The sequence below is a fragment of the Dellaglioa sp. CoH-56-MRSF-10 genome (genome assembly GCF_056782175.1).
In genome coordinates this window covers 18,241-31,103 of sequence record NZ_JBXAYF010000008.1, presented here as the reverse complement: position 1 = coordinate 31,103, position 12,863 = coordinate 18,241, and the positions used below count along the sequence as shown (strand labels likewise).

12 protein-coding genes are annotated in these 12,863 nt (G+C 33.3%); 9 read left to right on the top strand and 3 right to left on the bottom strand.

The features are described 5' to 3' along the window. Window positions 1–95: 95 nt before the first annotated feature. On the bottom strand, window positions 96–422 hold the full coding sequence (locus AC1RP4_RS07215) for a heavy metal-binding domain-containing protein (protein WP_409022267.1): 327 nt from the start codon (window positions 420–422) through the stop codon (window positions 96–98). 73 nt (window positions 423–495) lie between these two features. Next, on the bottom strand, window positions 496–1,233 hold the full coding sequence (locus AC1RP4_RS07210) for a peptidylprolyl isomerase (RefSeq protein ID WP_481761937.1): 738 nt from the start codon (window positions 1,231–1,233) through the stop codon (window positions 496–498). A 398-nt stretch (window positions 1,234–1,631) separates the two neighbouring features. Between AC1RP4_RS07210 and AC1RP4_RS07205 the strand changes: the two genes are divergently transcribed. The 9 genes from AC1RP4_RS07205 (at window position 1,632) to dltD (ending at window position 12,247) form a co-directional block, all read left to right on the top strand. Next, the gene (locus tag AC1RP4_RS07205; RefSeq protein ID WP_481761936.1) at window positions 1,632–3,878 is read left to right on the top strand and encodes a transglycosylase domain-containing protein; all 2,247 of its coding nucleotides are present in this window, start codon (window positions 1,632–1,634) and stop codon (window positions 3,876–3,878) included. Window positions 3,879–3,880: 2 nt separating this feature from the next. Further along, window positions 3,881–5,302 (top strand): hypothetical protein, encoded by a 1,422-nt coding sequence (locus tag AC1RP4_RS07200; protein ID WP_481761935.1) that lies wholly within the window; start codon window positions 3,881–3,883, stop codon window positions 5,300–5,302. A gap of 159 nt (window positions 5,303–5,461) precedes the next feature. After that, entirely contained in the window at window positions 5,462–6,187 is a 726-nt protein-coding gene (locus tag AC1RP4_RS07195; RefSeq protein ID WP_481761934.1) for a response regulator transcription factor, read from the top strand. After that, the gene (locus AC1RP4_RS07190; protein ID WP_481761933.1) at window positions 6,187–7,632 is read left to right on the top strand and encodes a sensor histidine kinase; all 1,446 of its coding nucleotides are present in this window, start codon (window positions 6,187–6,189) and stop codon (window positions 7,630–7,632) included. The genes AC1RP4_RS07195 and AC1RP4_RS07190 overlap by 1 nt, the downstream gene beginning before the upstream one ends. A 215-nt stretch (window positions 7,633–7,847) precedes the next feature. Further along, a complete protein-coding gene (locus AC1RP4_RS07185; protein WP_409022273.1) occupies window positions 7,848–7,997 on the top strand; it encodes a teichoic acid D-Ala incorporation-associated protein DltX in 150 nt (49 codons plus the stop codon). A gap of 14 nt (window positions 7,998–8,011) precedes the next feature. Then, on the top strand, window positions 8,012–9,541 hold the full coding sequence (dltA, locus tag AC1RP4_RS07180; RefSeq protein ID WP_481761931.1) for a D-alanine--poly(phosphoribitol) ligase subunit DltA: 1,530 nt from the start codon (window positions 8,012–8,014) through the stop codon (window positions 9,539–9,541). Next, the gene (dltB, locus tag AC1RP4_RS07175) at window positions 9,541–10,737 is read left to right on the top strand and encodes a D-alanyl-lipoteichoic acid biosynthesis protein DltB (protein ID WP_481761930.1); all 1,197 of its coding nucleotides are present in this window, start codon (window positions 9,541–9,543) and stop codon (window positions 10,735–10,737) included. Before dltA ends, dltB begins: the two co-directional genes overlap by 1 nt. A gap of 25 nt (window positions 10,738–10,762) precedes the next feature. After that, a complete protein-coding gene (gene dltC, locus AC1RP4_RS07170) occupies window positions 10,763–10,999 on the top strand; it encodes a D-alanine--poly(phosphoribitol) ligase subunit DltC (RefSeq protein WP_481761929.1) in 237 nt (78 codons plus the stop codon). Continuing rightward, the gene (dltD, locus tag AC1RP4_RS07165; protein WP_481762190.1) at window positions 11,000–12,247 is read left to right on the top strand and encodes a D-alanyl-lipoteichoic acid biosynthesis protein DltD; all 1,248 of its coding nucleotides are present in this window, start codon (window positions 11,000–11,002) and stop codon (window positions 12,245–12,247) included. A gap of 42 nt (window positions 12,248–12,289) precedes the next feature. Here the strand turns inward: dltD and AC1RP4_RS07160 are convergent, their stop codons facing one another. After that, the gene (locus AC1RP4_RS07160) at window positions 12,290–12,847 is read right to left on the bottom strand and encodes a hypothetical protein (protein ID WP_481761927.1); all 558 of its coding nucleotides are present in this window, start codon (window positions 12,845–12,847) and stop codon (window positions 12,290–12,292) included. Window positions 12,848–12,863 lie beyond the last annotated feature (16 nt).

Sequence of the window (12,863 nt, the reverse complement as noted above, 5' to 3'; positions counted from 1 at the left end):
ATACTGGGATAAAGCCATTTAGAAACATATTAAATTTTATATTATTTCATCCGTCAACTTGACAGGGCCTAGTACATTGTTGAAACTTTTTTTCATTATTTAATGTATCGAACTGCGGTACCATATGCGGCAACTGATTGCATATCTTGACCAATTGAACCGGAATCAAAACGCATCATAACAACTGCATCAGCACCCATGCTTACTGCATTGTCGCGTAAACGATCAATAGCAGTATCTCTTGATTCAGCCATCATTTCTGTGTAGGCCTTAATTTCGCCACCGACAATATTTTTAAGACTGGCACCAATGTTTTTGATAACATTTTTAGATTGTGTTGTAAGGCCAAAAACTTCCCCAATTACTTCATATTCTCTACCCGGAATACTTTCCGTTGTAACGACTAGAATTTTATCTGACATCTATAAAACCTCCCTTTATTAGTATCTTCATAGTAACATAGTTACTTTATAAGAGACTGCAGATTTGAACTGATTATTTTGTCTCTTGGAGGACTTTAATTGTTTTAACTTTAACATTAGTTGTAGGTTTATCACTTGAATTAACTGCAACTGCGGCAATTTTATCAACAACATCCATCCCTTTGATAACTTGACCAAAGACAGTATAAGTACCATCAAGTGAAGGTGTGCCACCATTTTTGTATGCATCAATAATTTTTGACGGTGTGCCATCTTTAATATCAGCACTGGTACTTACATCTTGGTTATTTTGAACAATGTAGAATTGACTACCAATTGAATCAGGTTCTGACGTTTGTGCCATCGCTAAAGCACCACGGATGTGGTAAAGGTTACTTGAAATTTCAGCACCGAATGTATGACCATAAATACTTTCGCCACCAGTACCATCCCCTTTAGGATCGCCACCTTGAATCATAAATTCGTTAATAACACGATGGAAGAGGGTATTATTATAGTACCCTTTTTTACTATGAGTAATAAAATTCTTCACAGCTTTTGGTGCATATTCCGGGAATAATTTGATTTTGATATTTCCCTTTGTTGTCTGAATATCTACGACAGCTTCTTTTTTTGTTACTTTTGAACTAAGTTGTGGTAGTTCAACGTTTGACGCTACACTTGATGAAGAAGTAGTAGTTTCCGTATCATTTGTTGTTTCTGCATTTTGATGGTAGAAGAAGAACCCAATTCCCCCAAGAATAATGATAATAATTACTGCAATTAAACCAATCATTTTTTTGTTTTTCATATTAACCCCAAACTTTCTTTATTTAATTACTCTAGTTTAACGTACGAGGTAGAAGTTATACAAGTCTTAACTTAAACATCCAGTTTAGCGCTTGTATATAGTCATTATGATTGTTATATTTAACATATATAAATGGGGATGACTCACGGTTAAATGAGGATTTAATACTTATATGAACGTTATCAATTGTGAACGATATAAAAATTTACATAGTTAGAGGATTACAATACAATTATCGAAATGGATTAGTCAGATTTTGTATTGTTAAGAAAAGTAGTAGGGGGTTACGTTTTGTTAGTTGGTAATAAATTGGGAAATTTAGATTTATACATAGAAAAAATAATAAATAATGTCATGGCAAGAGATGTGACTCGTGTCACAGAATCGGGGATGGCATAATGGTAAAACAAAATAAGAAAGATAAAGAAAGATGGCGTCATCGGCATCCGTGGATTTTTAGAGTTATTGCAATATTTGGTGTTTTATTTTTATTAGGAGTTACGACGATAAGTATTTATATTGCGACAGTTATTAAGTCCGTGCCAACAGTTACAAGTCAGGAATTAATATCTGATGCCAGTTCAAATATGTATGATAAAGATGGCCAGTTAATTTGGTCTTCAGCGCTGAATAAACGAGTTTATGTTAAGTCAAAAGACATTCCTGAAACATATAGTAATCTGTTATTAGCAACAGAAGATCAAACATTTTACAAAGACGCGGGATTTTCGCCCTCCGGCTTATTTAATGCGGGACTTTCTTCCATTAAATCAGCTGTAGGTAAAGGGTCAGCTCGAGGTGGATCAAGTATTGAGCAACAGTTAATTAAATTAACTGTTTTTTCAACGAGTAATAAAGATCGGACTGTAGACCGGAAAATAAAAGAATTTTTCTTAGCGCAACAGTTATACCATAATTATAGTAAGAAACAGATTTTAGAGTTTTATGTTAATAAAATGAGTCTAGGCGAAGGATCATATGGGGCACAGACCATTTCAGAAACGTATTTTGGTAAAACTTTAAAACAATTGAGTATTAGTCAACAGGCAATTATAGCTGGATTGGGCCAAGCCCCTTCTACCTATAATTTATATTCAAACCCTAAAGCCGTTCAAACACGCCGAAATATAATATTAAAAACAGGGCTTGAGAATAAGGTAATTACAAAGAAACAATATAAAATTGCTGTCGCAGAATCAGTGACAAAAGATTTACAGAAACGCCATTGGATGGAAAATTCTGTTACAAAAAAAATTCTTGAAAATAATGCTTATGTTACTTCTGCCTTAGAACAAGTTAGCGATAAAGGGTACGATTTAGCTAAAACTCCATTACAAATTACAACAGCGCTTGATTCAAAGCAAAATGCGACTGTTAAAAAATTAGCTGATAATAAAAAATATTATCAAAATTCAGCAGAACAATCTGCAATTACAATTACAGATCCTAAAACGGGGAATATTGTTGCTCAATATGGTGGACGTCATCAAAAAACTGCCTTCAGTTATAATCGGGCAATTTCTACGCAGCGTTCGTCAGGATCAGGAATTAAGCCACTATTAGATTATGGCCCTGCTATTGAATACTTTGGGTGGGCAACCACACATGCCTTAGATGGCACTTCATATACTTATCCGGGAACTAATCTTGTTGCTCAGAATTTTGATAAAGTGAGTTATAAATCAATAACGATGCAAAACGCATTACGAGTTTCGGCTAATACACCAGCAATTAGAACGTTAAATACTGTTGGGAGTGCGAAGGCTAGCCAATTTTTAGCACAAGTAGGGATGGCTCAAAATAATGCACCTGCGGGGTCGCAGGCTATTGGACTCGATGTTTCTACCGAACAAATGGCGACAGCATATGGCACCGTTTCAAATGGCGGAACCTATCATGCGGCTCGTTACGTCACAAGTCTAAAATTTTCAGATAATAGTGTTAAAAAATATGAGGTAAATAGTAAACGTGCTATGAAGGCCTCAACAGCATTTATGCTAACGTCAATGATGGAAGGCGTACCTAATGCCGGTGGGACAGCGCCTTCTGCAAGAATTGATAATGTTCATCAGGCAATGAAGACAGGGACCGTCGGTTATTCTGCTTCATCGGGATTTCCAGCGAATGCAAATATGGATGTCTGGATGAATGGGTTCACTAAATCAACTTCTATTTCGATGTGGTTAGGGTATGATGAACCAATGAAAAAAGGACATTATATTACTGATGCTGCATCTGCAATGACAAATGTTAATTTATATCGTGACCTAATGGTACATTTTTCAAAAGAAAAGAATGCTGATAATAGTGAGTGGACAAAACCATCAACTGTTATACAATTGTCAGGAACTGGTCTTGCAGCTCAATATGAACCTAACGATAAAGTAGTAACGTTAGGCGTTAAAGAGCCAGAAAAAATTGATGTAAAAAAAGCTAAAATATATAAAACGTATTTGTCTAAAAAGATTGCTGAGGACACGTTAAAAATAAAATTAGAGGATCCTTCATATCACAAGAAACCTGAAGCATATAAAATTGGTTCATGGGAGCAGTCAACTCAGAAAAAATTAAATAATGTTCAGAAAAAATTAGACAAGGCTAATGATGGCATTAAGGCGGCTAAAGAGACGTTAGAGGGTGAATAAAAATGGAACCGAGATCAAGAGGGACAAAGCAAACAGGAAAAAAAACTGTTAACCGAGAAAATAAAGCAGATTTTAAACCAGAACAAGCTAGTCATAAATCGATACGACAATTTTTAAAGTGGGCGTATCGTATTTTGTTGTTTATTGCGGTTAGCTTGAGTATTTGGAGCGTCTATACGGTTATCAATCGGTATCAAATTAGTCTTGATTGGTCCAAAAATGATAATTCAAAATTAACAATGGCAAATCAAACGCCAGACTCACTCTACGACTCTAATGTTAAGTCTAAAGAAGCAAAACAAAAGTTTAATGAAATTTATGCAGATAGTTACAACATTAAAACAGAGGAGTTAACGACTAAAGCAACTTCAAGTGAAATGAAAAAATTAGATGATACATTATCAAATATTTCTAAGAATTCACGTGCTGATTACCAGACAAAATATGATAATTTATTAAAAAAAGTGAAAGTGAATTCATTATACCAAGATGTATTTGTTAAGGATGATGAACAAACAGTTAAAGTAAATGTGACCCCTGGAACGATTCAAAAATTGAATAATGAACAATTTGGGTACATTAATCAGTTATTGATTAATTCTTCAAATAAAGATCAATTTGCCAATCGAATTTATACACTACAAAAAAATTTGGCAAAAGATGCAATAGCAATAAACGGTGTAATGTCCATTGCCATGAAGACAGCCACGTATGACCCTTTGTCAGGTAATGTAGAAATCTTGAAAAAAAGTACAAGTCAGCAAATAGATGACTATACGAATGCTGTCAGTAAATTACACTATTCATGGAATAATCTTGCCTTTTTAAATCAAATTGAAGAAGTGATAGCTAAAGATTTAGCCACACAGACAGAGCAGTATCAGGTATTTGATGATTATAAAAAAGATCTTTCAGATAAGAAACAAGCCGATAAAAAGTTGGTTTCACTTGAAGAAACTTTATCTCATGCATTAAAAAAACAGGCTGAAGATAAGAAACAAGCTGAAATTTATATAAAAGTTCCTAAATTTGGATCTCAATCGGAAGCGCAAAAGTGGGCCAACAAAAACCATATAGAAATTGTATTTGTACAGAAATGGTCTGGGAAAAACATGATATTATCGGAGCCGAGTGAAGGAAACTTACTTAAGCGAACAGATAAATTAAAGGTAATTATCCAACACCAAAGTTATAAGGGAACTTCAGCAAATAAAATTTACTCGGGAGCAAGTAAAAAGTCATCCAGCGCATCAAGCCAGGAGGCAAAGGCAAGTTCTGTAGAAGAATCAAGTTCAACGGATGAAACAAGCTCTAGTTTAGAAGCCGACGCGTCATCAGATACAGCCGTAAGCAGTTCAGAATCAAGTGCTATTAGTAGTAGTACAAGCCAGGTAAGCAGTTCATCAGCTACTAAAATACAGTAAAAGTAGTTACAATACATTAAAATTGATGGTATTAAAATATATTACGAAAAAAAACTAAAAATATTCATATTATTTAGTTATACTAATGGAATATAAGACCGCTCAAAGTAGCAGATAAGATTATGATTTTCATTAAATTGGAAATGAAAGAGGAATAATATGAAATTATTGATGGTAGAGGATAATAAGGCAGTTTCTGAAATGATGTCGATGTTTTTTCAAAAAGAAAAATGGGACGTTCAGTACGCTTATGATGGTAATGATGCTGTTGCTATGTTTAATGAAGATCCGGATAGTTGGGATATGATTACGCTTGATTTGAATTTGCCTGGTATGGATGGCATGCAAGTCAGTTCTACGATTCGAAAAGTTTCAGCTAATGTCCCCATTATTATTTTAACGGCACGCGATACCGAAAGTGATCAAGTTCTTGGATTAGAAATGGGCGCAGATGATTATGTAACAAAGCCTTTTAGCCCAATAACATTGATTGCTAGAATTAAGGCCCTTCACCGCCGGGCAGAAAAACCAAGTGTTGGAACTGACGATGAAACAGAAAATGAAAGTACTAGTTTTGATATTGTCACAACTCACTTTAAATTAAGTACAGCTCGTCGAGAAGCATACTTACAAGACGTTTTAATTCATGATTTAACACCAAAAGAATTTGATTTGTTGAAAACGTTGGCCAATAAACCAAAACAAGTCTTTTCAAGAGAAAAACTATTGGAATTAGTTTGGGATTATGAATTTTTTGGTGATGAACGAACAGTTGATGCACATATTAAAAAATTACGTCAAAAAATTGAAAAAGTGGGTCCACAAGTTATTCAAACGGTGTGGGGTGTCGGTTATAAATTTGATGACTCAGGAGCTGGTTACTAATGAAGCTACTTTATCAGCAAATGTTAGCATTCTTCGCGGTTATTATTACATTGGTCATTGTATTTGGCGCTTTATTTTTAAATTTCACGAGTGATATGGTCTATAAAAATACATGGACACAATTGGAAGGTTACTCGGATAGTTTAATGTCAGAATCAATGGTTTTAAAAACAACCGATTCAAAAACGCAATTTAATTTAAACTTAAATAATTTAAGAAATGCAGAATTAATTTTAAAAACGCAAAATGTTCGATTTACTATTTATACTAAAAAATCTAAAATTATCTATCCTGATAATGCGGTACAGGACAATATTACAAGTGAGCAGTGGAAAAAATTGGAAAATGGTGAAGTTGTTCACCGTACACCGCATATTAATAGACAATTAAAAACAGATATGAAAGCAATTAATATGACCGATATTTTGAAACCTTATTTTTATAATGGTAAATTATATGCGGTTATATCGGTTGGAGCCAATGTTTCTAATATTCAATCCAATATGAGTCAAATGACTCAGAATTTGGTTATTGCGTTTATTGTCTCTGTTATCGCTGGAATTATTTTGAGTTATCTTTTAGCGAGATACTCTGTTTCTAGAATTAATCGATTGAGACGTGCAACTCGAATGGTTGCTGATGGTAATTTTGATGTGCATATCGAAAGTAGACATCGAGATGAAATAGATGATTTGGCACAAGATTTTGATGGCATGGTTTCTTCATTGAAAGAATCAGAGAAAGAAATAAAACGTCAAGAAGAACGTCGTAGACAATTTATGGCTGACGCTGCACACGAAATGCGTACACCGTTGACAACTATTAACGGACTACTTGAAGGGCTAGCATACGATGCAATTCCAGAAGAGAGCAAAGGGAAGAGCATTGAACTAATGCAAAGTGAAACTAAGCGATTAATCCGATTAGTCAATGAAAATTTAGACTATGAAAAAATTAGGACAAATCAAATTACGCTAGCACCAAGTAATTTTGATGCGGTTATTGTTTTGAATAACATCGTTGAACAACTAACAAAAAAAGCAATAGAAGCCGACGATAAGATTGAATTAAGTGTTCCTAAAAACTTAATGGTTTTTGCGGATTACGATCGATTTGTGCAAGTTATTTTTAACATTACGCAAAACGCCATTCAATTCACTCAATCAGGAACGATTCATATTTCAGCTGAACGTGGTTACCATGAAAGTATCTTTAGGATTACTGATACAGGTATTGGCATGACAAAAGACCAGCTAGAAAATATTTGGGAACGTTACTACAAGGCAGATCCATCTCGTAAGAGTACTAAGTACGGAGAATCAGGATTGGGATTATCAATTGTTCATCAATTAATGCAACTTCATAACGGAAAAGTTGAAGTGATGAGTACTGAAGGAAAAGGGACAACGTTTACATTGACGTTTCCAAATCAAGAAAATGAATAAATAGTTAAAAAATTATTAAAGAATGATTTCTATATACAAATAGAAATCGTTCTTTTTTGTGATATAGATGTAATTCTGTTACACTAAAAAGCGGTTAATAAGATTATTAACTAAGTTTAATATTACAAAATTGTTAGGTTAGTATGACATAGATGAATGCTAAACGGGGGAAAAAAAGTGTATACTATATTCATTCTAAGGGGGATGTGATAAATATGAGCCAAAAATGGCATGATTTAAAAGAAAATGAAGTTTTTATGTTTATCGTTCGAACTGCCTTTTATTTTATTGTATTGGCGATGCTAGTTTACCTGTATTCATTTAAAGGTATAAGTAATGGTACGTTTATCTATAATGAATTTTAAAGGAGAGCAAAGACATGATAAAAAATGTAATTAATCAAATTGATATGATCGCAATGTCCGATCCCAATCGCATTGTTTACAATGATTTGGGTGAGACAAATACTTATCAACAGTTAAAAGAAAAATCTGATGCATTAGCATTGCATTTGATTGAATTAAATTTAGATAATAAACGTCCAATTATGATATATGGAAATCAAAAATTTAATATGCTAGTGGCTTTTTTAGGAAGCGTTAAAGCAGGGCACGCATATATTCCAATTGATTCGCACTCACCAGCTGAGCGTTTAGAGTCAATTCAAGAAGTTGCGAAACCAGTCGCTTGTATAGCTGTAGCAGAATTACCTGAAGTTAAACTCGATGTACCTGTAATTTTATCAACTGAATTAACAGAAATTATTGAGAATAATCAAGGGGTAGAAGTTCCTGATCCTAGTTTCCAAGTAACTGGTAAAGATAACTTCTATATTATCTTTACATCTGGTACGACTGGACAGCCAAAAGGGGTTCAAATTAGTCATGATAACTTGATAAGTTACGTGAACTGGATGATAGAAGATTTCTCTCTACCAGAACATCCCAATAGTCTATCTCAGGCACCATACTCATTTGATTTATCAGTAATGGACTTGTATCCTACATTAACTATGGGTGGTAAGTTATCTGTTTTACCTCAAGAAGTGACGGATAATTTCAAAGTTCTTTTCCAAACGTTACCTACTCTGGACTTACAAGTTTGGGTTTCAACACCATCATTTATTGATATTTGTTTATTAGAACCAACGTTTGATGATAAACATTTACCAGATCTTAGTCGATTCTTATTTTGTGGTGAAGAATTAACTCACAAAACAGCTGCAGCATTGAAGCAAAGATTCCCAATGGCTAAGATATTTAATACGTATGGTCCTACGGAAGCAACAGTTGCGGTTTCGAGTGTTGAGATTACTGATGCTATTTTAGAACAATACCCACGATTACCAATTGGTTATGCCAAATCAGATACAAAGATGGTTGTAGTTAATCCAGAAAATGAACTAGTACCAAATGGTGATGAAGGTGAATTAATTATTGCTGGACCTAGTGTCTCAAAAGGTTATCTTAACAATCCTGAAAAAACGGCCAGTGCTTTTTTTGAAATGGATGGCGTAGCTGCCTATCGAACTGGTGATGCAGCAATCATAAATTCTGAAGGGATGTTGTTATATCGTGGACGAATTGATTTCCAGGTTAAACTACATGGTTACCGAATTGAATTAGAAGAAGTTGACCATCATGTGTCATCGCATCCATTTGTAAAACAAGCAATCACTATTCCAAAATATAATAAGGATCATAAAGTGGTTCAATTAATTGCGTATGTTGTTCAAAATGATAATCCAGTTGAACGAGACTCAGAATTAACAGTTGAAATTAAAAAATACTTGTTAGATACAATGATGTCATATATGATTCCACAGAAGTTTGTTTATGTTGATGTTTTACCATTAACGCAAAATGGTAAAATTGATCGGAAAACACTAATAAATGAGGTGAATGCTTAATGGTATCATTCCAACCTTATGTCAATCCGATGTACTTTCTATATCTTATTGTTGTTTTAATTCCAATTATTGTTGGTTTGCTTAATGGTAAAAGATTTAGATTGTATGAAACGTTAATTTCATTACTCTTTATTTTCTTAATATTTGGCGGTCCAAAACTTCACGAAGGCTTTAATTTACTTATTTATATAATTTTTGAAGTCTTACTTATCGGTTTATACATGAATTATCGTAGTAAGTATAATCAAACGTGGGTTTTTATTATGGCTGTCCTTTTAGCGATAGCACCATTATCCATCGTAAAAATAACACCAGCCATTAATAATGGTATACCATCAATTATTGGCTTTTTAGGAATTAGTTATTTAACGTTTAAAGCGGTTCAAATGATTATGGAATCGCGAGATGGTAGTATTAAGAAATTTGATTTGATGCTAACCTTACAATTTTTATTGTTTTTCCCAACTATCTCATCGGGACCAATCGATCGTTACAGACGGTTTGTTAAAGATTATCAAAATGTCCCAAGTCGAGAAAAATATTTAGAAATGTTACAAAAGGGTGTATTTTACATTTTCTTAGGTTTCTTATATAAATTTTTACTAGCATACCTATTTGGTACGATGCTGTTACCTCACGTCGCACGTATTGCATTACTAGACGGTGGTATATCGTGGGCCTTAGTTGGTTACATGTACACGTACAGTATGGATTTATTTTTTGATTTTGCTGGTTATAGTTTATTCGCAGTTGGTATCAGTTACTTTATGGGAATTGAAACACCTCCTAACTTTAATAGACCTTTCATCGCACACAATATTAAAGACTTTTGGAATCGTTGGCACATGACACTTTCATTCTGGTTCCGTGATTTTGTTTATATGAGATTAGTCTTTTTTATGATGAAACATAAATTAATTAAAAGTCGAATAACAACAGCTATTGTTGGTTATTTTGGATTATTCTTACTCATGGGATTTTGGCACGGGGTTACTTGGTATTACATTGCCTATGGCCTATTCCATGCGATAGCTATCGTCATTAATGATGCATGGCTCAGATTTAAAAAGAAACATAAAACCAGTATTCCAAGTAATAAATTTACAGAAATTTTTGCAATCTTTATTACGTTTAACATCGTTTGCTTAAGTTTCTTAATCTTTTCAGGATTTTTGGACAAACTATATTTTTCATAAAATAGATAATTAGAGGAGAATTGATATGAACACAAAAGATAAAGTTTTAGATATATTAGAAGAGACAACAGGTAGCGCAGAAGTTAGAAATAATTTAGATTTAAATGTTTTTGATGAAGGCCTATTAGATTCAATGGGTTCAATTCAATTAATCTTAGAATTACAAAATGAATTAGGTGTTGATATTCCAATTTCAGAGTTTGAACGTTCTGAGTGGGCAACACCAAATTTAATTATTGCAAAAGTAGAAAGCTTGATCTAAATGGGATTGAAAAAGAAGTTATTCATGATCATTGGGCCTGTTGTTTTGGCTGTTGCATTACTATTAGCCATACTACTTGCACCAGTCAATTATAATTTCAGTTCTGCAAAAACTGAAGAAAAAGCAGCAGTATCGCAATCTACTTTAATTTTAAAGGGCTCTGCTATTCGTCAAAAGGCATTAGATGATGGTTATGTGGCATTTATCGGTTCATCCGAATTTTCACGGATGGATTCGATGCATCCTTCAGTTTTAGCGAAAAAATATAATCGTTCATATCGTCCATTTTTAATGGGAACTGGTGGGACACAATCGCTTAATCATTATTTTTATTTACAAGGTATCAAAAATCAATTAAGAAATAAAAAAGCAGTTATGGTGGTATCACCACAATGGTTTGTTCCTAATGGTGTAAGAAAGCAGGTATTTAATAATTTTTATTCACCATTACAAACAACAGAGTGGTTACTATCTGCAAATGCTAACAGCCTGTCAGATCGTTATGCTGCCAACAGATTTATTACTTTAATGTCTGGTGAAGGAAATGAATCTGTACTGAATGCAATGCATAAAATTGCTGAAGGACAGTCGTTATCTGAAGCGGATGCTACGATGCTTCGCTTGAAATTAACGATTTTGAATCATGAAGATCAATTATTCTCAGGTTTTCCGATGGCCGATCGAACACAGACTATCGACAAACAAACTAAGAACCTTCCAGCAAAATATGATTTAAATAAATTAAATATTCTTGCCGGTAAATATGGTGCTAAATGGACAACCAATAATGATTTTGCAATCAAAAATAGTTATTGGGATAAAAATAAGCTTAACAAAAAAATTGGTAAGCTTGCAGGTACACAGACTAAATTAAATTATGATCATTCTGTTGAATTTTCAGATTTCCAATTAATTTTAAATCAGTTTGCTAAAGAACATACTGACGTCTTGTTTATTATTCCACCTGTAAACCAACGTTGGGCAAGTTATACTGGACTATCGTCGAAGATGCTAGCTAACTTTGATGGTAAGGTTACAAAGCAATTGAAATCCCAAGGATTTAATAAAATTGCTGATTTCAGTAAAGATGGTAATGAAGAATACTTCATGGAAGATACGATTCATTTAGGTTGGAAAGGTTGGGTTGCGGTTGATAGTTATGTGAACCCATTCCTGACTCAAAAACAAGTTAAACCTAAATATCATTTAAATAATTATTATTACTCAGAAGATTGGCAACAAGAATAAAAAATAATTGGAATAAACCCTTATTGCATATGCAATGAGGGTTTATTCTATTATAGGAGATTCTGCAAAGGGAATGATTTGCGGTTGAGTAAGTAACTCTGTCTGTTTAGTTGTGATAATAATGCTTAAATCTAATTGGCAGGTTAATTCTGTGACTAAATCAATGAAGAATCTTGTTTCTATTATTGAAAATTCATCAATTAAGCCTGATAAAATGATCACCGAATAATCGTTTAAGATAGCTCTAAAAATTAAAATAAGTGTTTCATCAAAGTGACTTAAATCAGTCGTTTTTTTGTTGATAAAATTCGGTGAATAGTGGTGAAAATATTGTCCATAAATTAATTTTGAAATAGTTTTATATGTTTTTTTGTGCTGTTTCTTAGATGTTAAACCCATATTTTGTGTGATAGTTAGATAAGGAACTATTAAGCTTAGTTCTTCAATTGTGATTAAAGTAACTAAATTTGAATTAATAAAGTCTTGATTTTCAAGTTGATTTACGAATTCAAATGATTTATCTAAAATGATTGAAACCGAATGGGTAGGGAATAATGAGGTTAATGATTGAGTTGTATTAGTGTATTTTTTTAGTTGCATTGTGATGCCTCCTATA